Source organism: Shimia sp. W99, assembly GCF_053851455.3.
In genome coordinates this window covers 2,677,853-2,701,141 of sequence record NZ_JBSQBU020000001.1, presented here as the reverse complement: position 1 = coordinate 2,701,141, position 23,289 = coordinate 2,677,853, and the positions used below count along the sequence as shown (strand labels likewise).

Genomic DNA, 23,289 nt, shown 5'->3' with positions numbered 1-23,289 from the left:
GGCCCACCATGGCATTGAAGGATCACTACGAGAATCCCGTCACCACCACATCCACCGCGGCCCGCGATGCCTATGATCGCGGCGTGCGCCTGTTCCTGAGCGGGCAATATGGCCCCATCGCCGAGTTTGACGCCTGCGTCGCCGCCGATCCGGGCTTTGCCCTTGGTCATGCCGGATTGGCCCGCGCGCGGATGATGGGCGGGGACATGGCCGGGGCCAAGGCCAGCATCGCCACGGCCGAAGCGCTCGGCACGTCCGCTCGCCGCGAAGCCCAGCATATAGCGGCCATGGCGGCGCTTCTGGCAGGCAAGGCCGTTGAAGCCCGCCACCTTGTGCGCGCCCATGTGCAGGAATTCCCCCGCGACGCGCTGCTGGCGCAGCTTTGCACCAACATCTTCGGGCTGATCGGCTTTTCGGGAAAGGTCGGGCGCGAGGCGGACCTCTTTGCCTACACCAGCACCCTGTTCCCGCATTACGGCGAGGATTGGTGGATGATGTCCATGCATGCTCTGTCGCTCTGTGAAGTGGGCGAGGCCGACGAGTCGCTGGCGCTGATGGAACGGGCGCTGGCGATCAATCCCGACAACGCGCATGGCGTGCATTTCAAGGCCCACGCCCAGTACGAGATCGGAGAGACAGCCGCCGGGCGCGCCTATCTCGATACATGGCTGGCCGATTATGACACGCGCGGCCTGCTGCATTGCCACCTCAGCTGGCATTCTGCGCTTTGGGCGCTGCATGAGGGCGAGGCACAAACCATGTGGCGCGCAGTGGACAGTGGCGTTGCGCCGGGATCGGCCCACGGCCTGCCGCTCAATGTCGTGACCGATGCCGCCGCAATCTATCACCGCGCCGAACTGGCTGGAATCGGGGTGGACCCGGCGCGCTGGAAAACGCTCAGTGACTATGCCGCGTCCTTCTTTCCCAATCCGGGACAAAGCTTTGCCGACATGCATGTGGCCCTCGCGCATGCCATGGCCGGCGAAGGCGAACGGCTTGCCGTGCTGGCAGACACCGATCAGGGCTTTGCCGGCGACCTCATCGCCCCGGTGGCGCGTACATGGCGGGCGGTGGCGCGGGGCGATTGGGCCGGGGCCTTGGCGGAACTCACGCCCGTGCTGGCGACCGCGCAAAGGATCGGTGGCAGCCGCGCGCAGCGCGATCTCCTGGAGCTGACCTATGCCAATATCCTTCTGAAGCTCGGCCGTGCCGATGAGGCCCGGCGCAGCCTTGCGACCCGGCGCCCCATATTGGCCGATGCCCCACCCGTTGCGGGGTTAACGTAACCTTGCGCACGGCGACTTAAAGCGGCTGCTTTCGTGGAGACATGCAATCCGTACCGACGTAATACCGACGTTATACCGACGTGAAACCGAACCGTGTTTTGCCGCTAAATCAGCGTGTTAACCCGATTCTGGCCCATAAATTGCTGAATGCGAAAATAATCGCCGCCACACATACGATCGACGGACCCGCCGGGGTGTCATAGTGATAGGATGCCCACAGTCCGCCCATGGCCGAGGCCGCACCAATACCCGCCGCCCCAAACGCCATGCTTTCAGGCGAGCGCGCCAAGGCCCGCGCGCTTGCCGCCGGGATGATCAGCAGGGCCACGATCAGCAATGCCCCGACCACCTTGATCGCCACTGCAACCACCAGCGCCAGCCCCAGCGTCAGAACCATCTGTTCGCGCTTGGGATCAATGCCGCTGGCATAGGCGAGGTCGGGGTTCAATGTTGCCGTCAGCAATCCCTGCCAGCGCCATGCCATCAACCCGATTACCAAGGCCACTCCTGACCAGATCACAGCCAGATCGCCTTTGCCCACGGCAAGAATATCGCCAAACAGGTAAGACATCAGGTCGAGCCGCACGCCCTGCAGAAAGCTCACCGCGACAAGTCCAAAGGCCAGCGCGGAATGCGCCAGAACACCGAGCAACGTATCCATTGCATAGCCGCGCCCCGAGAGGGTTGAAACGGTAAGCGCCATGACCAGCGCGACCGCCAAAGCCCCAACAAAGACAGAGGTTCCAAAGGCCAGCGACAACGCCACACCCAGGATCGCGGCATGCGCGGTGGCGTCTCCGAAATAGGCCATCCGGCGCCAGACCACGAAACACCCCAAAGGCGCGGCAGCCAGCGCCACGCCGATCCCGGCCAACAGCGCACGCACGAGGAAATCGTCAAGCATGGGTATGTGCCTCGTGGTCGTGCGTGTGATCATGATCGCAGTTTTCGTGATCGTGGTGGTGGTCGTGTTCATGGCGATAAAGCGCCAGTGCCCCATGTGTCCCGGTGCCAAACAGCGCCCGGTATTCCGGCGCCGAGGCGACGATCTCGGGCGTGCCATGACAACACACATGCCCGTTCAGACAGATCACCCGGTCGCTCGCACTCATGACCACGTGCAACTCGTGGCTCACCATCAGGATGGCGGCCCCGGTTTCGCGGCGCACCTGTTCGATCTGGGCATAAAGGTCGGCCGATCCCGGTTGATCCAGCCCGGTTGTTGGCTCGTCCAGGATCAGAAGGTCCGGCTTTTCAAGTAACGCGCGAGCCAGCAGGACCCTTTGGAATTGTCCGCCCGAAAGTCCGGTCATTTGCCTGTCAGCCAACCCTGCGGCCCCGGCCTGTACCAGTGCGGCCGCAATGTCGCCAGGCGCGCGGCGGCAGGGCAGGGACAGGAAACGTTCCACTCTAAGCGGCAGGGTCTGGTCAATGCTCAGGCTTTGAGGGACATAGCCGATGCGCAGGCCCGCCGCGCGCTTCACCTCGCCCGCGTTGGGGCGTAACGCCCCGATAATACAGCGTAAAAGCGTGGTTTTGCCCGACCCGTTCGGTCCGACAATGGTGACGATCTCGCCCTTGTCGATGTTCAGGTCCACATTCGAAAGGGCTTGGTGATCACCATGCGAAATGCTGAGCCCGGATACCGTGATAAGGCTCATGCGGCGCTCTTTTCACGACAGGCGGGGCACAGCCCCTCGGCCTCGATGACCGTGGTTTCAATGGCAAATCCGACCCGTTCAGCAGCTGCCCCAAGGCTGGTTCTAAGCGACATGCCGGTTTCGGCCACAACACCACAGTCGCGGCAGATCAGGAACACCGGCGCGTGATCGTCGCCCGGATGTGAGCAGGCAATATAGGCGTTCAGCCGCTCGATCTTGTGCGCGAACCCGTTGCCAACGAGAAAGTCGAGAGCGCGATAGACCACGGGCGGCTGTGCGCCGTAGCCTTCATCGGCCATTAACCCCAAAATGTCATAAGCGCCCATGGCCCGGTGTTCCTGCAACAGGATCTCCAGAACGCGCCGCCTCCCTTTGGTAAGGCGCAACCCGCGCGCTTCGCAGGCGCTTTCCGCCGCGTCCAGCGCACCGGCCATGCATGCCGTGTGATCATGTTTCTCAAATCCGATTTCGCTCATCGGAGTCCTTTCTTAGAAATGGCACTTGATATAGTATAACATTTCTTTTAGAGCCAGAATCTCTTTTATCCGAAGGTCCACCCATATGTCCAGATTTGCCCGCTTCTTCCCTGCCCTGCTTGCGTGGCCTGTTTTTGCGCAGGCCGAAGTGCCCAAGGTCGTGACCGATATCGCCCCGGTTCAGTCCCTCGTGGCTGGCGTCATGCACGGTGTCGGCACCCCCAAGCTTTTGATCCGCCCTGGTACATCGCCGCATGACTATGCCATGCGCCCGTCCGAAGCCCGCGCGCTTCAGGAGGCTAATCTCGTTATCTGGATCGGGCCGGAGCTTACACCGTCACTTGAAGAGACCATTGGAACGCTCGCCGGGTCGGCAGTGCAGATTACACTTCTGGACGTGAACGATACCCGCCGTCTGTCCTTTCGTGACGGGGTAATCTTTGATCATGACAGTGAGGAAGAGCATTCAGAGCACGGCGACGACGAACACGAAGCGCATGATGATCACGATGCGCATGGCTCGGAAGACGCGCATGATCACGATCATGACGGGCTTGACCCGCATGCCTGGCTCGACCCGGTCAATGCACAGGTCTGGGTTCATGCGATTGCCGCTCAGCTTTCCGAGATGGATCCCGGCAACGCCGCCATCTATGACGGCAACGCCGCGACTTTGTCGGCCGATCTTGTGGCGCTGACAGAGGAAATCCGTGCGCGTCTTGAACCGGTGGGCGACCGTCGGTTTGTCGTATTCCACGATGCCTACCAGTATTTCGAAACCCGCTTTGGACTGCACCTGACAGGGGCGCTTTTGCACAGCGACGGCGCCCCCCCGAGCGCGGGGCGTCTGCGCGCGCTGCATGAGGAGCTGGAGCACGAACAGGTGCACTGCATCTTCACCGAACCGCAGTTCGACCCCAAGATCGTCGCGGCGATTTCGGAAAACGGAGAGATTCCGGTGGCCGAGCTGGATCCGATTGGTGTGGGGCTGGACGAGGGAAGCGGTCTCTATCAGCGCCTTATCATCCGCATGGGCGAACAGTTTGCAACCTGCCTTGAGCCAAAGGGCTAGATGCTGAGAAAGACCATGTTGGCCATGCCCCAGAGCACCAGTTGAAAATGGGTGTTCTGGGCGCCTTCATGGGCAAACCAATAGCTGAAATGGTTGCCGACGATGGTGAACATGGCCCAGATCGCGGTGAACAACAGCGCGCCGGTCAGGGCGACATCGCGTGCCAGTGATGGCAGCGCTACACCCGAAGCGGCCAGCCCCAAGAGAACGACGCCAGCCCACATGATCAGCGCGGTGACGAGTTCCGACGCGACAATCAGGCGAAAAAGCCCCTTCTGAACCCCGCGATTCTTGATGGCCCGGTGTTCGACGCGGGCATATTCCTGTGGCCAGTCATTGCGCATACGCTCCATAGTCAGAACCTGTGCCGTGAAGACCTCGTTCACTGGAGGGTGCAGGATATTGTCGCGGACCCCGGTTGTCAGCCACGCTGCCGGAAGTGCCAGCGATACGGTTTGCGCGAAAAGCGTCATGTCCATGGGGATGTCCTCTCATGAAAACGGGCCACCCGAAGGCGGCCCGCATGTTGCTTCAGGTCGGGATCAGGTCCAGGCGAGGTCTGCCGGACGGATCTCGAACGAAATGTGGTGTGCCGCACCGGCCAGACCCTCGCGGGCGTGGTTGTAGAGCGACCGCCAGTAAGGCTGGATCGTGACAGCGTCCTCTTGCAGGATCGCTTCGCCCTTGGCCATCAGCGCGCGACGCTTTTCAACGTCAGCCGTGGCCAGTGCTTCCTCCAGAATGGCGTCGAAATCGGGGTTGGAATAGCCGAACTCGTTCCACGCTTCACCCGACTTGTAGGCCAGCGCCCAGATCTGAACGCCGAGCGGGCGATGGTTCCAGTTGGTCGACGAGAACGGATACTTGGTCCAGTCGTTCCAGAAGGTCGAACCTGGCAGGATGGTGCGCTTGACGTTGAAGCCTGCGTCGCGCAACTGCGCGGCGACAGCGTCGGTGGTGTTCTTGCGCCATGCATCATCAATCGAATGGATTTCCATCTCGAAATCGCCCATGCCCGCTTCGTCCAGAAGCGCCTTGGCCGCCGCCGGATCATGCTTGGGCATGCCGATGTCGGCATATTCCGGATGGGCCGGGCCAACATGGTGGTTGGCCGCGACAACACCGCGCCCGTCATAGCCAAGTTCCAGCAAAACGTTGTTGTCCACGGCCATGGCGATGGCCTGGCGCACGCGCTTGTCGGCGTATGGCTTCATGCCGTCCACTTCGGCAAGCTGGTTCGGGCGGATAACGATGGTGGCCATGGTGACAACCTCGTTCTCGATCCAGCCGTCCAGAGACGAGATGATGTCGATGAATTCGCCGTCAACCGAGTAGAGCATGTCGACTTCTTCGGCCTCTGCGGCAGCCATCCACGCAGCCGGGTCGGTGCCGTAGTCGATATATTCGATGCGATCCATGAACGCACCGTTACCTTCGTTCCACCAGGTATGGCTTTCGTTGCGCACGAGCACACCCTTGACGCCCACTTCGAGGCTTTCCGGCAGGTAGGGGCCGGTGCCGACCGGATTGCCAAGCATGTTGTCGGCATTGTGTGAACTGTGCACGATCGCAGCCGGGTAGTCGGCCATGCCCGGAACAAGTGAGATGTCCGGCTTGGGCAGGTTCAGGCGCACCGTATGGCTGTCGACAACCTCGACCGCACCGTCGATGGCCTTGTTGGTGTTCGCATCGATCAGCGTGGCAAAGCGGCCTGCCATCGAGTTGCCCTCAACGTCCTTGTCGCACCATGCGATGATGTTGCGTGCAACATCTTCCGCAGTGAAATCGTCGCCATTGTTCCACTTCACGCCTTTGCGGACATTCAGCGTATAGGTCTTGGCGTCGTCCGAGATGTCCCAGCTTTCCAGAAGCTGCGGCTGGAACGTACCGTCGTTTTCGTAAGTGATCAGATATTCCAGCCACCCGCGCGAGAAGTTGGCGATCTGCGACCAGTCATAGGTGCGCGGATCCTTGAGCGCGCGCACTTCCATCTGGATGCGCACCGTGCCGCCCATCTTGGCGTGGCTGCCCGCCTGCGCCGGAGCGGCCATGCCGATCATCGAATAGGCGGTTGCCGCAGTTGCCCCGAAGGCGCTGGCCAGCGCCAGGAATTCGCGGCGGTTGACCGGGTCAGTGCCGACCTTGGACGCCTGGTCCGCGATCACGTCAGGCAGCGGCTGTCCGTTACGTTTGTAAAAAGTCATGATGTTCCTCTCTGTTGGTCATTCCGGGGTGCCCCGGTGTGCAGTGTGCCTGCATTATTGCAGCGGCCCAGTTGGCCGCCTCTTTGGTGTTTCGGGTATGATCCCCCCTCGGGACAGTCCCAAGAATCGGGCTTTGCATGGCAATTCAATGCCTTCCGCACTGCGCTCTGATCATATCCAGCCATATGATAGGTCCGGTATGCAACAGATTTCCGATCTTTTTTTCGTGAGGTGCTCTGAGCGACGGACCGAGACGTGCCACAGTCGGTAACTGTGGAGGAGGGGGCCGGAACCGGCAGGAGTGGGCTGTCGGAATGCCAGAGCATACGTGATTGTAGCGTTTGCATGCGCTGATTCCTCTGGTCCGATAACGACCCCACGAGTGCAATATTCGACATCATGGGTCGCTTTCCGGCCATTCCACTGTGCCTTTGGGCGAAAGCCATCCGCAAATGGGCCATTGGTTGCCCTTCATCCGGGGATCATGGCCTCGATTTCTTCAGGCGTCTTATGCTTCACGTTTTCCCATTCGCGCGACTTTCCCGAGTTCAGCAACCCCTTCGGGTCCATCCGTTTTTTCCATGCTAGGTGGCGGTAGTCGGCATTCTTGAGCCCGCCCCCTTCGACCATGCACACATGCGCGTCGTAGACCGGAAAGCCGTTCGCCTCGTAGGTGGCCTCGATCTCGTGAAGGCGGTCTTCTGTGGAATACCAGACGATCGGCAGATCAAACGAGACGATCTGTCCATCCAGAAGCGCGAATTCGTGGTGCTGCCACACATCGTTTCCAAGCTTGGGGCCAAGGTCGGCAATCGCTGCGGGATCGGGTGGTGTCGGACAACCCACTTGTAGATAGGTCGCGCTGCGGTCCGCCTTCAGGACTTGGAGTGTGGTATGGTTATAGGCAAATTCGAACACATGGGGCAGTTTGACCGCCTTGAGCTCGGTCTCGGACATCGCAAGGTCCACGGTGCCACCTTGCTCGGCGATCAGGGCACGGTAGGCGTCCATGTCCTCGACCGGAACCAATGAGGTCATCAGGTGCTTTCCGGGGCGCAGGTGATCCGCAAGGCGCGGGAAATATGCACATATCCGTGCATCCACGGTGGACACCAGCTTGCGATGGATATCGGGCGCGCAAGCCAGTGCATGCCCGGCACCGTAGGCTTCAGGGTAAGTGTCAAACGTCGCCATGCATCCGATCCAGTTTCGGTGCGGTACGGTTCGAAGGGTCACTTCGGTAATCACGCCATTCAGCCCCCAGGCGTGGTGAATCTGGTTGACGTCCTGGCCTTCAAACAGGCGCAACTTTGGAGTGTCCTCGACGCTCATTGCCTTGAGTGAAATGATGTTTCCGGGATCGCGCAGCATGCCCTGGGCAACCGATCCGATGCCCGACGAACCGCCTGCGATGAAACCGCCGATGGTGGCGATGTCCTGTGTCGACGGAAAGATGGCCAGTTCCCAGCCTTTCGCGTGTAGGGCGGCGTTGATCTCTTCGATATTGGCTCCGGCTTCGGCAGTGACATAGCCATCACCGATGTCCAGAATGCGGTTCATCGCTGTGGTCTCTATGATCAGCCCGCCATCCAGCGGTACGGCCTGCCCGTAATTGCCAGTCCCGCCCCCGCGAAGCACAACCGGCGCGTCATGCGCGAAGGCCACACTCAGGCAATGGGCCATTTCTTCGGGTGTCTTTGGCAGCGCTACGAGGTCGCCGAAGCTGCGGCGTAGCTGGCTGTTCAGGATAGGCGAGTACCAGAAGAAATCGCGCGATCGTTTCTTGACGAGAACCGGCTCGGAGATGGTTGCTACAGGGGCGAGTTCGCGGGCAAAGCTGGTCCAGTCGAGTGTGGATTTCCCGGATATGCTGTCGGTCATTGAAGATGCTCCTTCAGAAGGTCAGTTGCGGGCCTGTGCGCTGCGCCGCTGATCAAGTGCGAAAGATCGCTCGCATCTGCGATCCGCAGGTCATTGAGATGAGCACCGTCGCTTGGCATGGGGTTCATGCCAAGCGCGGTGCGCGCATCGGTGGTGATGCTTCGCAACCAGCGCCCGAGCGGCGGGTCGAGATGTCCGGCCAGTATCGCCAGTTCAAGCGCATAAAGTGGGTCGTGCCGCCCCACGGGGCAAAAGGCATCACGTACATTGTCGCTACCCAACAGGATCGGGACACCTGCCGCGGCCAGTGCGCCAAGCGGGGTCAGGCCGCGCAGTCCGGGTGTATGCGGTTCGCGCCCCTGAAGATAAAGGTTGGTCGTGGGCAGGGCGACAATGGTGATCCGCGCACGCGCCAGCTTGTCCGCGATCCGCCTGAAGTCATCAGGTGTGCGGGTGGCAAGGCTGACTGCGTGCCCGCAGAGGATAGGCCCGTCGAAACGGGTTTCCAGGGCCATATCGGCAATGGCTTCCAAGCCGTTCATTGCCGGGTCGAGAGTTTCGTCGACGTGAAAGTCAAGCGGCAGACCGTGATCGGCTGCCAGTGCGAAGGTGTTTTTGAGTCCCGTCGAGATTTGACTGTGGCCAAGAACAAAAGCGCCAAGGGCATGGCCGTCCGGAACAACCCGCGCCACGGTCGCCGCAAAAGTCGGGTCCGCCATCTGGTCAATGCCGGCAAGCGGCGAGAGTTGCAGGGTCAAAGCGCTTTCTTGCGCCAACTCCAAAAGCACATGCCACGCGGTTGGAGGTGTGGCCTCGTGCCCCCAGTCCACGTGGCTGCGCAGCGTGTGGCATCCCGCCGAAATGGCCTCGTCAAGTCCCCGTTGAGCGCGGGTGCGGATGTCGGTTTCGCTCCAATATGCCTTGTCCCTCATCTGGGCTTCGATGGCCGCGAGAAGATCGCCACCGGAGTGGGGCATTCGGGATATCGTGTGACACTTGTCGAGGTGGCAATGCGGCTCGGTCAATGCCGGGAACAGCAGGCGTGGGGCAGTTTGCGTAGCCGCTGACGGGCGCATCCCGACGACGCGGCCGCGGCTCAGGATCAAGTCGCCGTGCACGCAATCATTGACGGAGGTGCCGTGAAATTGTTCCCGTCGATGGATCAGGTCCAATGGGATTGAAATGTCGGGCAGGATGGCGATGGCTTGGGTCTCCACGGATTACGCCCCCGGGTCGAAATGTGCGAAGTCGCGCAAGAAAGTGGCAAAGTTGCGAGCGGCGCTGTTCAACATCGCCTCGCCTTTCTCGACCGTCGCCGCAGAAGCATCGCCGCAGGCCCCCGAGGCCTGCAGATCGTCGATGATCCAACCGGGGCGCATTGCCTGACCATTGAGGCCGATCCATCTCTGCTCTGCCTGCCATTTCCGGCTTTTTGAGCGAAAATCCCTGGTGGCCTGCATGTCCACAAGATCGGCGCGCGCGGCAAGCATCGGACTGGTTTCGCTGTCACCGCCGTGCTGGTCATGTCCAAGGTCGTCCGGCGCCATCACTCCGTCCCAGTCCGCAAAGCCGAACCAGGTGCCATGCGCCGTGATCATGCCGTGTTTCACGCGCATCTCGCGGCTGGCGATTTCAAGCACGGCGGTGTTGCCGCCATGCCCGTTCAGCATGGCAAGACGTGTGATCCCGGCCCTCGCAACGCTGTCGCCGATGTCTTCAAGCATCGCCAGAAGCGTGGTGGCTGAGAGCGCCAGGGTGCCGGGATGGCTAGAGTGTTCGTTACTCTTGGTGATGCGCAGTGTGGGCAGGATCAGCGCGTTGGTGCCTATGTCCCAAAGGGGAAGGCTGCGCGAGAGCACGGCGTCAACAAGGTCGCTGTCCACGGACAATGGCAGGTGGGGCCCGTGTTGCTCTGTCGCACCAAGCGGGAGGACCGCGATTGTATCTGCGGGCAGATCGCGAAATTGAGGGGCCTTGAGATCGGACCAGTATCCCTGCATATGCCAGCCTTTCCAAAAGTCGGGAAACGCAACGCCGAGGCAGAAATGCAAAAGCCACGCGCCGCCCCGAGTGGGTGGTGAACGTGGCCCTATGTCTGTGCCAGAGATGTCGGAAATTTACAAAGCGTGGAGGAAAATGCAAGTCTTTGCCGGGTCAGGATCAGGAGATTTCCATGCGCCCGCTCAACCCAGACGCAATCGCACCGCCCTTCGCCCGCTATTCACATGGGGTGGAAATCCCGGCTGGGCATCGGATTGTCCGGACTTCGGGCCAGCTGGGCTTGGCGCAGGATGGCACAGTGCCCCACGGCGCGCGGGCGCAGGCTGACATCTGTTTCGAAAACATCCGCCATATACTCGCCGAGGCCGGCATGATGCCCGAAGACGTGGTGCATGTGTCCGCCTTCGTGACGGATCGTGACCACATGGACGGTTACATGGCGGCGCGCGACGCCTTCCTTGCAAAGGCCGAGAGATTGCCAAGCTCGACCCTTCTGATCGTGTCCGGATTTACACGTCCTGAATTCGTGGTCGAAATCGAGGTCTTGGCCGCTGCGCCTTGACCAAGCACTGTAACCCGCAGGACTCAGGTTGACCGGCGCGCGTTTCCTTTGGATGTGCCTGCGCCGTGCGTCGTGCTAGCAAGAGCACAGGGGTAGGAAAGAAGAGGCATTCGTGCGCGTTCTCAGTGTGACATCGGTTCGAAACGAAGGGCCTTATCTGCTGGAGTGGATTGCCCACCACCGGGCCGCGGGCGTGACGGATTTTCTCATCTTTTCAAATAATTGCGACGATGGCACGCACGAAATGCTCGAGGCGTTGCAAGTCGCCGGGATCATTTGCCATGTGCCGCATGAACCCAAGCCGGGAAAGAGCATTCAATGGCAGGCTTTGCGACAGGCGTGGCGCCATCCGTTGCGCAAGAAGGCGGATTGGATATTGGTATCGGACGTGGATGAATTTCTTAACATCCATGTCGAAGGTAACAGTCTTCCGGCACTTGTGGACAGGGTGCCGGAAGACACCGATGCGATCGCGCTGCCGTGGCGGCTTTTTGGGCACAACGACGTGGTCGGGATCGAAGACGTCCCCGTGACCGAGCAATTCACCAGCGCGGCCCCTGCGGATTTGCAGTTCCCGATCTCGGCAAGCCTGTTCAAGACCCTGTTCCGGGCCAAGGGGCCGTTCAATCAACTGGGCGTGCACCGCCCCAAGCAGAAAGACCCAGAAAAAGCGGGTTTGCCTGTTTTCGTCGATGGATCGGGGCAGCCGGTGCACCCGTTTCTTGCCCGTTTTCCGCAACGTCTTTCGCTGTTTGACCTTGGGGTGGGGCGTGATCTGGTGGAGTTGAACCACTATGCCGTGCGGTCGGCCGCGGCCTTCATCATCAAATGCGATCGCGGCTTGCCGAACCGCGCACACAAGCCCGTCGATCTTTCATATTGGATCGAACGGAACTTCAATTCTGTGCCTGACTCTTCCGTGTCGCGAATGCGTCCTGCCACGGAAGAGGCCGAGAAGGAGTTGCGCGCGGTGCCGGGTGTCGTAGAGCTTCACGAGCAGTCCGTGGCATGGCATCGGGCGCGGTTTAACGAACTGGTGAGCCGACCGGCGTATCAAGCGTTGATGACCGAGATTCTGGTGGCCGGGAGCAGCGCGGTGTTGTCACAGCGTTTGCAGCGGCAACTGGTTCGGTGGTATCAGGAAGCCAACAAAACAACCGGCTGAACAGGGTCGGGGACATGAGTAGAGTACGAGCGGGCACATGGGGCAGGTGAGGTTTCAAAGCGGTTCTTTCCAACATCTCGACGTTGATGGCGTGCGGGTTCTTGCCACAATCGAAGTCGGTAAGGGCAGCGCAATGGCCTATTTCACGACCGGTACCGCCGCGGACCAGATTGCGATGGGGGAAAACACCGAGCTTCTCAATCTGCGTAGCGTCGGCAATGGGTTGATTGCCGATCTGCAGTATAACGGTGCAAGACCAGAGCTTGTCTTGAACGGCCACGCGACGAAGCTTCTGCCGATTAAACAGGAGCAGACGCTGTTTGAAGGTCTGAACGTCGCATTTGCCATCCGAAACGCGGAAACGCTGGCCGTGACCATCGACTGGCTGCGCTATCATGTTGAGCATCACGGGATGCAGGCCGCGTTGATCCTTGATCGGGCAGAGCCCGGGCAGGCAACAGGCTTCGCTGGGGGGCTTGAGCGCGCGGTGAGGGGGATCAAGGGGCTAAAACAGGTGGTCGTGGTGCATGCGGACATGCCGCTGGGCCAGCATGATCTGCCACCTGAAGCCCATCCTTTCAATGCGCCGGATGCGCCGGGCAAGGATCGGATGGATGTGCCGCCGCCTTCGCCATGGGACGCGCCATTGGGAGAGCTTCAAATATTTGAACTAATGCGGCGGTGGTTCCTCGATCGCGCCCGCGCGGTGGCGCTGCTGGATATCTCGGACCTGCTCACCAAACGCACCGGGAATAGCGTCGCGGGGCGCAACGTGTTTGACGCTGCGGTGCAATCGTCGTCCGGCGCGGTCACGCTGGTTGGGCAGCATTGCTACCCGTGGCGTGTGCGCAACAATGACGACGCCGGTTTTGGCGACCATATCTGCGTACAGTTCGATGCCAGCAAGATGCGTCGCAGATGGTGTGTGGCGCCGGGCCGGGCCGGACCCGGGGCTGTCTGGCGGCTGGTGCGAATTGTGGGGACATCACCGGGCCCAGAGGAGTGGGTCTACTTCTATCGCTGCATGGGGTTGCGCCATCCCACAGATACGGTGTCCAAGATCGTGCCCAAGACGGCGCTGATCGAAGAACCGGCGCTTCTGGATCTTGCGGAAAACGTGTTCGAGCACAAACCGGTTCGCATGCCCGAGATCGCAAAACCAAAGATTGACCCCGACAGCAACGATGTCACGATCATCACCTGCATGAAAAACGAGGGCCCCTTCATCCTTGAATGGCTGGCCTATCACCGGGCTATCGGTGTCAAGGACGTGTTGGTCTACACTAACGACTGCAACGACGGCACCGACTCGTTCCTGCAGCTTTTGCAGGACAAGGGCTATGTCCAGCATCGCACAAACCCGTTCAAGGGTACCGGGCTGAAACCCCAGCATGCGGCATTGCAGGCAGGGGAAAGCGAAGATGTGATCAGGAGCGCCGATTGGGTGATCTCGATGGACGTGGATGAGTTCATCAATGTCAAAACCGGCGACGGCACGCTCAAGGCGCTGTTCGAAGCGGTGGGCGGTGCGAACTTGATTTCCTGTACCTGGCGTTTGTTCGGAAACTCGGACGTGCATGAATACGCGGATGAACCGTTGATGGCACTGTTCACCCGATGTGCCTATGAAATGACCCGCAAGCCGCACCAGGCGTGGGGGTTCAAGACGCTTTACCGCAATATCGGCCTGTTCAAGAAGCTCGGGGTGCACCGGCCCAAGGGACTGAACCCGCAGTTGTGGAATGAAATCAATTGGGTGAACGGGTCCGGCAAGCCTTTGCCCAAGGATATGTACCGAAACGCGTGGCGTTCAACGACGGAAACGGTTGGCTACGATCTCGTGCAGCTCAACCACTATGCGGTCCGGTCCGCCGAGAGTTTCCTCGTCAAGCGTGACAGGGGGCGTGTGAACCACGTGGATCGGGATCAGGGGTTGGCCTATTGGTTCAGGATGAACAACAACGTGGACGAAGATCGCTCGATCCAGCGCATGATCCCGTTGATGCAGGCTGAGATGGATCGCCTTTTGTCGGATCCCGAGATTGCCGAGGCCCATGCCTTTTGCGTGGACCGCCACCGGGCAAAGATCGACGCGCTGAAAGCCACAGAGAACTATGCGAAATTCTACGAAGAGCTGACAAGCGCGCGCATGGAAAAGCTGGCTCGGTTGCATCCGCATTTTGGAGCCAACGTGTTCCTTGCCGGGCCGCAGGTGATCCCCGATTGGGTTGTTGAAAAGGACTTGGCAGAAGACTTTTTCTTTACCGTTGATAAACAGGAAACCGCACATTGATCAGGTCTGGGGATGTCTTTGATTTTAGCTTGAAAGTCGGAGACAAAACCCGGTGGACCGGGTAAACTGTTCGCAAATCAAGAACAAAGGGCAGGCAACATGGCCAAACTTCCCGAGATTGCATCCTTGTGGATTGGTGGGCAGCTCAGCTGGCTGGAGCAGCTTTGCCTGAAAAGCTTTGCCGATGCCGGGCACCACACCACGCTTTACAGCTACGAGGAAATTACGAATGTGCCCGAAGGAGTCCATACGGCGGACGCGAACGAGATCTTTTCGGGCGAACCGATGTATCGCCACGTGCGCACTGGAAGCCCTGCGATACACGCCGATCTGTGGCGTCTTAACCTTCTGAAAAAGACCGACAAGATATGGGTGGACGCGGATATCTATTGCTACCGCCCGTTCAATTTCACGCGGAAAACCGTGTTCGGATGGGAAAAGGATGATCTTGTCTGCAACGCCGTGTTGGGCTTGCCAAAAACCTCCAAGGCATTGAATGCGATGCTCGAATTTTTCGAGGATGAATACGCCATCGGCCCCTGGCTGAGGCCATGGCAACAAAAGGAATTGCAGGCGGAGAAAGACGCCGGAAATCCGGTTCATATGACGGCGCAGAACTGGGGATTCACGGGGCCTGCGGCGGTGACGTATTTCCTCAAGCAATCTGGCGAAATCAAATATGCCGAACCTGTCGCCGCTTTCTACCCGGTGAGTTTCAAGGACCGGAACAAGATGTTCCAAAGCAGGTTCGACATGGATGACTGGTTCACGGATGACACCAAGGGGGTGCACTTCTGGGCCCGCCGGATGAAGCCGCGGCTTCAGGAAAAGGAAAACAACCGACCGCGGCGTGGATCTTTCATGCACGAGGTCATGGTCAAACACGGGATCGACCCCGACGCTGCCCCGATTCCGGCGCGTGTGGTCAAGAACAAGGCGCCCGTGGACGACCCCGAGTTCCAGGCCAAGATCGCCATTGAATCGCTCAAGGGAGAGGCGTCGATCACCAAGATTTCGCGCGATTATCTGGTCGAAAAGAGCTTTATCAAGGATTGCCGGGACAAGCTGGTCGCGGCGGCCCCCGGTGTTTTTCGCGAGGGTTGAAATGGACTATCGCCCGCGTATCCTCGACAATTACCAACACCGGCGGCATTTCCTGCAATTGGTGAATATCCCCGTGTTTGGCACACCGTTCCTCTACATGAAGAACCACAAGGCGGCCTGCACAACGGTGCTTGCGACCTTGATGGCCAATCTCCTGCAGAAAAAAGGTGAGGGTACCGAGAGCATCGACATGGGATCGGTGCATACACCGCCCAATACCCTGCTTCTGACCGGTCCGCGCGGACTTTCGATGCCCCGGGTGATGGAGGCGCTGGCGGACAAGCAGGTCTATCGCTTTACTATCGTGCGGGAACCCGTGGCACGCACCGTGTCCTCCTTTGCCGACAAGATTGTGAAGGGGGAAAAGCAGAAGACCAAGCTGATGCGCTATCTCAAGAAGCCGGCAGACAGCGACATGAGTTTGTCCCAGTTTCTCGATGTCATGGCCCATGACGAGGGCGCGCGCGACGTGGACCGCCATTGGCGCAGTCAGCGGCTTGAAGTGTCCTATGATTTCATCAACTATGACTTCGTAGGGGACATGGCGGATTTGAACGGCGCCATGAAAAGGATTGTGCGCCGCTTATTCGATGTCGAACATCCGGAAGTTCAGGACACTCGAACCTCGCTTGGTCACCAGTCCATGAGTGCCGAATTGATCGCAGCCATGACGGCGACCGACCGAAAGAACATCGAAACCGCTTTTGGACCCGACTTCGAAATGTATGAAGACGTTCGCCGGACGCTGGCAAGGGCGGCATGACATGAAGGATCAGCCCGAACAGACGCAGACCGAATGGCAGGCGAACCTGCAGTCCATCGGTACGCGCGATGGGTTTTACGAGGCGCTTGGTCCGGAGCACACGGCCTTGTTTGTCGAGCGCGGCAAGACATTGATCGTGACTTTCGAGAATCTGGATCATGTCTATGGGAATGCGGATGATCGCATGCCTTGGGGCTATGATTTTGTGACTTCGCGTGGTTGGTCGATGCTTGGTCTCATGGCGCATGACTGGACGTGGTATCGAGATTGTGACGTCCATGACTTTTTTGACCGGCTGCGCGACGAAGGGTTTTTCAAGCGTTTCGACAAGGTGATCTTTTATGGCGCGTCGATGGGTGCGTATGCCGCCGCAGTTTTCTCCTCGGCAGCACCGGGCGCGACAGTGATTTGCATATCGCCACAGGCAACGCTGGATCGCGAGGTCGCGTCATGGGAAACCCGCTACCGCAAGGCCTGGAAACGAAACTATACCGACCGTTATGGCTATGCGCCGGACATGGTGTCCGATGCGGAAGCGGTGCACCTGTTTTATGATCCGCGCGCGTCGCTTGACGCGATGCATGCCGCCCTGTTTCGCGGCGCACATATTCACAAGTATCGCTGCCGCTTCATGGGGCACCGGATCGCGTCGCTGTGGTTGCAGATGGGGGTTCTAAAATCGGTGATCGAAGGCTGCGTCGCCGGGACGATGACGGATGCGGAATTCTACACCCTGTTGCGCCGCCGCCGGGAAACGCCGCGCTTTCAAAAGGAAATGCTGCACACGCTCGAAGGGATTAATCGTCCGAAACTGCTGGCGCGCTATTGCCGTGCCGTGCTGGCCCGGCGTCGCGGGCCGCATTTTCGCAAGGCACTGCGCGCTGCCGAGCAACGCATCGCCAAATACGAGAAAAAAAGCTAGCCGCGTTTCAGCGTATCTCCGAAGCTGATCTTGGGGGACAGGGTCACTTTCCCGTCGGGATCGTCACCGGCGACGCGCTGCGCGATGATTTCGGCCGCCTTTGTGCCGATTTCCTTGCGGCAGGCATCCATCGTTGCAAGCTGTCGCGGCAGCCCCTGCAAAAGTTCGACCCCGTTGAACCCGGCCAAACCGATCTGGCCGGGTATGTCGATCCCCTGTTCCAGCAGGTACAAAAGACCACCCGCGCCGATCATGTCGTTGGAGTAATAGATGAAGTCGATCTCGGGGCTTCGATCCAGAACGGTCTTGGTCATTTCGCGCCCCTTGGCCAGGGCCGACCCGCCCGAGTAGAATTCGCGGTCGCAGACCTCGACTCCGGATTTGGCCAGCGTTTCCGTGAACCCTTCAAAGCGTTTCCTGGCCCGGTGATCGAGGGGCATCTTCGTGCCGAGGAAGGCGATTTTTCGGTATCCGGCGTCGAGAATGGCCGAAGCCATCTCCCGCCCGGCGCGGCGATGCGAGATCCCGACCATCGCGTCGACAGGATCACCGTCCGTATCCATGATCTCAACCACCGGAATGCCGCTGGCCTTCAGCATCGCGCGGGCCGCGTCGGTGTGTTCCAGGCCCGCGATGATCACGCCCGAAGGGCGCCAGGACAACATCTCGTAAAGGACTTTTTCCTCTTTTTCAGGGATATAGTCAGAAACCCCAACAACCGGTTGTAGATCTGTTTCTTCAAGGGCTTGGCTGATGCCGGAAAGTACCTCGGGGAATACCATGTTGGACAAGGATGGAATAATCACTGCCACAAGGTTAACCCTCTGGCTGGCCAATGCCCCGGCGATCTTGTTAGGCACATAGCCCAGATCCTTGGCCGCCTTGAGAACTTTTTCGCGGGTTGCGCTGGACACATCGCCTCTGTTTCGAAGAACCCGGCTGACCGTCATCTCGGACACGCCTGAAACCTCGGACACGTCGCGCAATGTCAATGAACGTTTGTCGCTTGCCACTGAATACCATCCTGTTGAGCTGAAGCGATGTTATCGCGAACATCGTTGCGGGTTCAAGCGTTGCCGAAAGCTTCGACCAAGGGAAACTTTTTTGTATGGGGGCATGACATCGTCCAAACAGAAAGATAGAAGCGTCGGCAAGCGGCCCCGTGGCTCAACTGGATAGAGCAGCCCCCTCCTAAGGGGCAGGTTGCAGGTTCGAATCCTGCCGGGGTCGCCAAAGCAAAACCGCGCAATTCCTTGATGCGACGTGAAGCGGCTCCAGACAAGCTGGGCTATGCTGAAGGGTTGGTTTCAGGCGAAACACGTGCAGCAATTTTTGGGGATATTTGGTGCCCAGAAGAGGACTCGAACCTCCACGTCCATACGGACACTAGCACCTGAAGCTAGCGCGTCTACCAATTCCGCCATCTGGGCACGGGTTGGTGAGGCAGGCGTTTAGACCCGAGGCGGGGGCGTGTCAACGGCGATTCTGAAAAGAATCGGAAAATTATGCCGAATGTTTCGGGGCATTCAGGCCGGTGGGCTTTGACGAATACTCCCGGGGGAGGGGATTCTTGTCGCGGGGGGGTGTTTGCGGCTTGTTCCCAAGGCCCTTGGGCGTTATTCGGACAGGGACTTATTGATAGCGGAGGCCCCTCATGTCGAAACTTGTCACCATTTACGGCGGCTCTGGTTTTGTTGGGCGCCATATTGCACAGCGTATGGCCAAGGAAGGCTGGCGGGTGCGTGTGGCCGTACGTCGCCCGAACGAGGCGATGTTCGTCAAACCTTATGGGGCCGTCGGCCAGGTCGAGCCTGTGTTCTGCAACATCCGCGATGACGCCTCGGTGGCAGCAGTGATGGACGGGGCGGATGCAGTAGTGAACTGCGTTGGTATTCTCGGCAACAGCGGCAAGAACACCTTTGACGCGGTGCAGGCAGACGGCGCAGAGCGGATTGCGCGGCTGGCGGCTGCCGCAGGGATCGAGCGCATGGTGCATATCTCGGCCATTGGTGGGGACTCCGAGTCCGAAAGCGCATATGCCCGGACCAAAGCAGCAGGCGAGGCTGGTGTGCTGGCGCATATGCCTGGTGCGATGATCCTGCGCCCGTCGGTGATCTTTGGCATGGATGACCAGTTCTTCAACCGGTTCGCGTCGATGTCGCGGATGGGGCCGATCCTGCCGATCGTCGGTGGTGAAACCAAGTTTCAGCCGGTTTACGTGGATGATGTTGCCAAGGCGGCCGTGATGGGCGTTCTGGGAGAAGCAGAAGGGCTGTTCGAACTCGGTGGCCCCGAAGTAAAAACGCTGCATGGCTGGGTGGAAGAGATTCTCGAGGTGATCCATCGCCGCAAGGTGATTGTGAACCTGCCGTTTGGTGTTGGGCGCCTGATGGGCTGGACCTTTGACATGATCTGCAAGGTGCTTTTTGGCCTGTTCGACAATAAGATTCTGACCCGTGATCAGGTCAAGCTTCTGCGGCACGACAATGTCGTGTCCGAGGGGGCTCAGGGGTTCGACGCGCTTGGAATCAAGCCAACGGCGCCCGAATCGGTGATCGCCGACTACCTGTGGCGGTTCCGTCCTTCGGGTCAGTACGATGCCATCAAGGATTCTGCCAAAAATCTGCGCGTCTGATACGCAAGACTGCGCGGAAAGAAACGAAAGGCGGGTCGGAAACGACCCGCCTTATGTGTATGCGATGCCCAGCAGGATCAGACCAAGCATAACCCGGTAGATCACATATGGTGTGAAGCTGACCGAGCGCAGAAGGCGCATCATGAACTTCAGCGCCAGTAGGGCGGCGAAAAAGGACATCACAGCAGCGATGGCCCCGTCACGTGCGGTGGCCATGTCGGCCTGCCCGGCGACTTCGATGGCAAGAAGGGTGCCGCTCGCCAGAATTGTCGGGATCGACATCAGCATGGCAAGTTTGGCCGCGTCGTGGCGGTTGTACCCAAGGTGGCGGGCGCCGGTGATGGTGATCCCGGACCGCGATGTGCCGGGAATCAGGGCAACGGCCTGCCACAGGCCCATGATGATGGCATCGCGCAGGTTCCATGCTGAATCGACCTTGTCGGTGGGTCCCTTCTGGTCGGCCCACCACAGAACGATCCCGAAGACAAGCATAGCCCAGCCGATCACGGCAATCGAGCGCATGGCGTCGTCAAGCCCCGTCAGCTTGAGTGCCAACCCGGCGAGGATCACGGGGACTGTGGCAACGATAAGCAAAAAGGCCAAGTTCGCTCCGGGTGTGTCTCGATGGCCGGTCAACAGGCGGGGCAATCCAAGGAGAGCGGCGCGCACGTCCGTCCAGAAAAAAAGGACAACGGCACCGAGCGTTCCGACGTGTACAGCGACGTCAACTGCCTGTCCCTGATCGTCGAGCCCTGTGAGATTCGGCAAGAGAATCAGGTGCCCGGACGAGCTGACTGGCAAAAATTCGGTGATGCCCTGAATGACAGCGACCAGAAAAATGTGAAACAGTGTCATGGGGCCTCGCGCGCGCCGGTGATGATGTTATGGTATAAGTAACAGAAAATAAATGGAAAGTTGTTTTTTGCGTCCGATTCGGACCAAAAATGAGGGGTTTTGGCGCGACTTTCTGCGCCCGCAAAGCGAAAAATGTGAATTTAGGTCAATACAATTGACTTTTATCCTGTTCCGGAATTGCTTAAACACGCGCCACTGGATGTAATCAGGAGGCAGCTGCCGTGGCTAAGCAACCGATGTTGAAATTTGTGACCGTTGAACGCGACATGCCGGAAAAGCGTGATGCGAGTGTGCGGAAACAGGATTTCAATGAAATCTACGCAGAGTTCGCCAAGGCCAAGGCCGAGGAGCAGGCCAGCCGCTGTTCGCAGTGTGGTGTGCCCTATTGCCAGTCGCACTGCCCGCTGCACAACAACATTCCCGATTGGCTGCGCCTGACCGCGACGGGCCGTCTGGAAGAAGCCTATGGCATCAGCCAGGCCACCAACACGTTCCCGGAGATCTGTGGTCGTATCTGCCCGCAGGACCGTCTGTGCGAAGGCAACTGCGTGATCGAGCAGTCCGGCCACGAGACCGTTACGATTGGTGCCGTCGAGAAGTACATCACCGATACCGCGTGGGAAGAAGGCTGGGTCAAGCCGATCGTCCCGGCGCAGGAGCGTCCCGAGAGCGTTGGCATCATCGGGGCCGGCCCCGGTGGCCTTGCGGCGGCGGATCGTCTGCGCCGAGCGGGCGTTCAGGTGAGGGTGTATGACACCCATGACCGCGCTGGCGGTCTGCTGACCTATGGCATCCCCGGATTCAAGCTGGAGAAAGATGTGGTGATGCGCCGCAACGATCAGCTTGAGCAGGGCGGCGTGACCTTCAGGCTCAACTGCGAGGTTGGCAAGGACATCTCGTTCGCCGAAATCCGCGAAGCGCATGACGCCGTGATCATCGCGACGGGCGTGTACAAAAGCCGTGATTTGCAAGGGCCTGGTGCCGGTGCGGCCGGGATCGTCAAGGCGATTGATTATCTCACCGCGTCCAACCGCCTGAGCTTTGGCGATACGGTGCCGGAATTCGAAAGCGGGGAACTCAATGCCGAGGGCAAGAAGGTTGTCGTAATCGGTGGCGGCGACACCGCAATGGACTGTGTGCGCACCGCGATCCGGCAGGGCGCGGAAAGCGTGAAGTGCCTCTATCGCCGTGACCGTGCCAACATGCCCGGTTCGCAACGCGAGACCAAGAACGCCGAAGAGGAAGGCGTGGAGTTCGTCTGGCTGTCGGCGCCCAAAGGCTTTTCCGGTGATCCGGTCAGCGGCGTGATGGTACAGAAGATGCGTCTGGGTCAGCCCGACGCTTCGGGCCGTCAGAGCCCCGAGGTGATCGAGGGCGCGGACTATGTCGAAGAAGCCGACCTCGTGATCAAGGCGCTGGGTTTCGAACCCGAAGACCTGCCGACACTGTGGGAGCAGCCCGATCTGGAAGTGACCCGTTGGGGCACGATCAAGGCGGCGTTCACCACCGGCGCAACCGACATGGATGGCGTCTATGCGGTGGGGGATATCGTGCGCGGTGCCTCGCTGGTGGTTTGGGCGATCAAGGACGGGCGCGACTGTGCCGATGCGATCCTTGAGCGGTTTGGTGCAAACGCTGCGGTGGCCGCCGAATAGGCTTCGGTAACGCGTCGGTATTACGTCGGTATCGCCACGCACCCGTCAAAAGAAGGAAAGACAGCATGGCTGACCTGACTGCCCTTAAGCTTGGTAACGGTTCACTTACCTTTGTGAGCGCGATCCTCGCCGCGTGCAGCGTTCTGGCGGCTGAAGTTCCGGTGCCCGCGAGCTGTGAAGCCTTTGCGACGGTGCACCGCGATAGCTGTGTGGCAACCTCGTATCTGCGCTGCGGTGACCAGTTGCAGGCCGTGTCCTATTCCGAAGGTCTATTGCACGACACCCATGTGTTCGGTCCGCAATGGGATTTGGTTGGCTATTTCGCCGATGACGGCAAGGCCGAAGTCAGAGCCCTTGCAGGCAGCACACCGGAGGCGGATTTGACCGCGGCGCTGGAAAGCGGCGAAAGCCTTGGGACACGTGAATTGGAATTCGCGTCGGGTGTGCTCAAGGGCAACAAGGTCACGGTCGACTCGGCGCTGCGTTTTGGCGACGAAACTGTCGAGATCGGGGGCGTTTCCCTGCGCAAGGGGACGCTGTCGCGTCTCATGACGGTGCAGAAGAACGGCGTGACCGCGCAATATGACTTTGTGGTCTATGCCACCCCAAACGCGTCGCTTTTCATCGAGGGCGCCGCAGATGTGAACCAGTTCGGCAGAGAAAGTCGGTTGGAATGGACCCCGCAAAAAATCGTCTTTGCCGGGGAGCCCGGCTTTCTGGCGACAACATCAGATATTCCGTGTGGCAATTGAGC

The 23,289-nt window shown here is 59.6% G+C and carries 21 protein-coding genes and 2 tRNA genes; 12 read left to right on the top strand and 11 right to left on the bottom strand.

What is annotated here, in order from left to right; all coding sequences use genetic code 11:
- Positions 1-8: 8 nt before the first annotated feature.
- Complete coding sequence (locus tag ACS3QZ_RS13270) at positions 9-1,286, top strand: tetratricopeptide repeat protein (RefSeq protein WP_456038263.1); 1,278 nt, start codon at positions 9-11, stop codon at positions 1,284-1,286.
- 109 nt (positions 1,287-1,395) lie between these two features.
- On the opposite strand, the gene ACS3QZ_RS13265 is transcribed toward ACS3QZ_RS13270, so the two are convergent.
- From ACS3QZ_RS13265 to ACS3QZ_RS13255, 3 genes are read right to left on the bottom strand one after another with little or no spacing between them, the layout of a single operon-like run.
- Entirely contained in the window at positions 1,396-2,190 is a 795-nt protein-coding gene (locus ACS3QZ_RS13265; RefSeq protein ID WP_093091860.1) for a metal ABC transporter permease, read from the bottom strand.
- Positions 2,183-2,947, bottom strand: a complete 765-nt coding sequence (locus tag ACS3QZ_RS13260; RefSeq protein ID WP_456038262.1) for a metal ABC transporter ATP-binding protein — start codon at positions 2,945-2,947, stop codon at positions 2,183-2,185. The genes ACS3QZ_RS13265 and ACS3QZ_RS13260 overlap by 8 nt, the downstream gene beginning before the upstream one ends.
- Positions 2,944-3,423: a transcriptional repressor gene (locus ACS3QZ_RS13255; RefSeq protein ID WP_456038261.1), complete on the bottom strand. Its 480-nt coding sequence runs from the start codon at positions 3,421-3,423 to the stop codon at positions 2,944-2,946. Before ACS3QZ_RS13255 ends, ACS3QZ_RS13260 begins: the two co-directional genes overlap by 4 nt.
- 85 nt (positions 3,424-3,508) lie before the next feature.
- Here ACS3QZ_RS13255 and ACS3QZ_RS13250 point away from each other — a divergent pair, with 85 nt between their 5' ends.
- Entirely contained in the window at positions 3,509-4,495 is a 987-nt protein-coding gene (locus ACS3QZ_RS13250) for a zinc ABC transporter substrate-binding protein (RefSeq protein WP_456038260.1), read from the top strand.
- Here the strand turns inward: ACS3QZ_RS13250 and ACS3QZ_RS13245 are convergent.
- The 5 genes from ACS3QZ_RS13245 to ACS3QZ_RS13225 form a co-directional block, all read right to left on the bottom strand.
- Positions 4,492-4,974: a DUF2165 family protein gene (locus tag ACS3QZ_RS13245; protein WP_456038259.1), complete on the bottom strand. Its 483-nt coding sequence runs from the start codon at positions 4,972-4,974 to the stop codon at positions 4,492-4,494. The genes ACS3QZ_RS13250 and ACS3QZ_RS13245 overlap by 4 nt on opposite strands.
- A gap of 63 nt (positions 4,975-5,037) precedes the next feature.
- Positions 5,038-6,699 (bottom strand): ABC transporter substrate-binding protein, encoded by a 1,662-nt coding sequence (locus ACS3QZ_RS13240; RefSeq protein WP_456038258.1) that lies wholly within the window; start codon positions 6,697-6,699, stop codon positions 5,038-5,040.
- Between the two features lie 471 nt (positions 6,700-7,170).
- On the bottom strand, positions 7,171-8,580 hold the full coding sequence (locus ACS3QZ_RS13235; RefSeq protein ID WP_456038257.1) for an FAD-binding oxidoreductase: 1,410 nt from the start codon (positions 8,578-8,580) through the stop codon (positions 7,171-7,173).
- Positions 8,577-9,797, bottom strand: a complete 1,221-nt coding sequence (locus ACS3QZ_RS13230) for an amidohydrolase family protein (RefSeq protein ID WP_456038256.1) — start codon at positions 9,795-9,797, stop codon at positions 8,577-8,579. Before ACS3QZ_RS13230 ends, ACS3QZ_RS13235 begins: the two co-directional genes overlap by 4 nt.
- Before the next feature lie 3 nt (positions 9,798-9,800).
- On the bottom strand, positions 9,801-10,580 hold the full coding sequence (locus tag ACS3QZ_RS13225; RefSeq protein WP_456038255.1) for a creatininase family protein: 780 nt from the start codon (positions 10,578-10,580) through the stop codon (positions 9,801-9,803).
- Between the two features lie 173 nt (positions 10,581-10,753).
- Between ACS3QZ_RS13225 and ACS3QZ_RS13220 the strand changes: the two genes are divergently transcribed.
- From ACS3QZ_RS13220 to ACS3QZ_RS13195, 6 genes are all read left to right on the top strand, one after another.
- Positions 10,754-11,143, top strand: a complete 390-nt coding sequence (locus ACS3QZ_RS13220) for a RidA family protein (protein WP_456038254.1) — start codon at positions 10,754-10,756, stop codon at positions 11,141-11,143.
- 112 nt (positions 11,144-11,255) lie between these two features.
- The gene (locus ACS3QZ_RS13215; RefSeq protein ID WP_456038253.1) at positions 11,256-12,308 is read left to right on the top strand and encodes a glycosyltransferase family 2 protein; all 1,053 of its coding nucleotides are present in this window, start codon (positions 11,256-11,258) and stop codon (positions 12,306-12,308) included.
- A 37-nt stretch (positions 12,309-12,345) separates the two neighbouring features.
- Entirely contained in the window at positions 12,346-14,601 is a 2,256-nt protein-coding gene (locus ACS3QZ_RS13210) for a glycosyltransferase family 2 protein (RefSeq protein WP_456038252.1), read from the top strand.
- Positions 14,602-14,700: 99 nt separating this feature from the next.
- Entirely contained in the window at positions 14,701-15,705 is a 1,005-nt protein-coding gene (locus ACS3QZ_RS13205) for a hypothetical protein (protein ID WP_456038251.1), read from the top strand.
- Between the two features lies 1 nt (position 15,706).
- Positions 15,707-16,468: a sulfotransferase family 2 domain-containing protein gene (locus ACS3QZ_RS13200; RefSeq protein WP_456038250.1), complete on the top strand. Its 762-nt coding sequence runs from the start codon at positions 15,707-15,709 to the stop codon at positions 16,466-16,468.
- A 1-nt stretch (position 16,469) separates the two neighbouring features.
- Positions 16,470-17,390 (top strand): alpha/beta hydrolase, encoded by a 921-nt coding sequence (locus tag ACS3QZ_RS13195; protein WP_456038249.1) that lies wholly within the window; start codon positions 16,470-16,472, stop codon positions 17,388-17,390.
- Here ACS3QZ_RS13195 and ACS3QZ_RS13190 read toward each other — a convergent pair.
- Positions 17,387-18,403, bottom strand: a complete 1,017-nt coding sequence (locus ACS3QZ_RS13190) for a LacI family DNA-binding transcriptional regulator (RefSeq protein ID WP_456038248.1) — start codon at positions 18,401-18,403, stop codon at positions 17,387-17,389. The two genes, ACS3QZ_RS13195 and ACS3QZ_RS13190, sit on opposite strands and share 4 nt — an antisense overlap.
- A 143-nt stretch (positions 18,404-18,546) precedes the next feature.
- On the opposite strand from ACS3QZ_RS13190, the gene ACS3QZ_RS13185 reads away from it, so the two are divergent.
- A tRNA-Arg gene (locus tag ACS3QZ_RS13185) sits at positions 18,547-18,623 on the top strand.
- A gap of 110 nt (positions 18,624-18,733) precedes the next feature.
- On the opposite strand, the gene ACS3QZ_RS13180 is transcribed toward ACS3QZ_RS13185, so the two are convergent.
- Positions 18,734-18,820 (bottom strand) — tRNA-Leu (locus tag ACS3QZ_RS13180).
- Between the two features lie 224 nt (positions 18,821-19,044).
- On the opposite strand from ACS3QZ_RS13180, the gene ACS3QZ_RS13175 reads away from it, so the two are divergent.
- On the top strand, positions 19,045-20,025 hold the full coding sequence (locus ACS3QZ_RS13175; RefSeq protein ID WP_456038247.1) for a complex I NDUFA9 subunit family protein: 981 nt from the start codon (positions 19,045-19,047) through the stop codon (positions 20,023-20,025).
- Between the two features lie 51 nt (positions 20,026-20,076).
- On the opposite strand, the gene ACS3QZ_RS13170 is transcribed toward ACS3QZ_RS13175, so the two are convergent.
- Positions 20,077-20,880 (bottom strand): undecaprenyl-diphosphate phosphatase, encoded by an 804-nt coding sequence (locus ACS3QZ_RS13170; protein ID WP_456038246.1) that lies wholly within the window; start codon positions 20,878-20,880, stop codon positions 20,077-20,079.
- Between the two features lie 221 nt (positions 20,881-21,101).
- Here ACS3QZ_RS13170 and ACS3QZ_RS13165 point away from each other — a divergent pair, with 221 nt between their 5' ends.
- Together ACS3QZ_RS13165 and ACS3QZ_RS13160 are read left to right on the top strand one after the other, a co-directional pair.
- The gene (locus tag ACS3QZ_RS13165; protein ID WP_456038245.1) at positions 21,102-22,535 is read left to right on the top strand and encodes an NAD(P)-dependent oxidoreductase; all 1,434 of its coding nucleotides are present in this window, start codon (positions 21,102-21,104) and stop codon (positions 22,533-22,535) included.
- A 65-nt stretch (positions 22,536-22,600) separates the two neighbouring features.
- The gene (locus ACS3QZ_RS13160) at positions 22,601-23,287 is read left to right on the top strand and encodes a hypothetical protein (RefSeq protein WP_456038244.1); all 687 of its coding nucleotides are present in this window, start codon (positions 22,601-22,603) and stop codon (positions 23,285-23,287) included.
- Positions 23,288-23,289 lie beyond the last annotated feature (2 nt).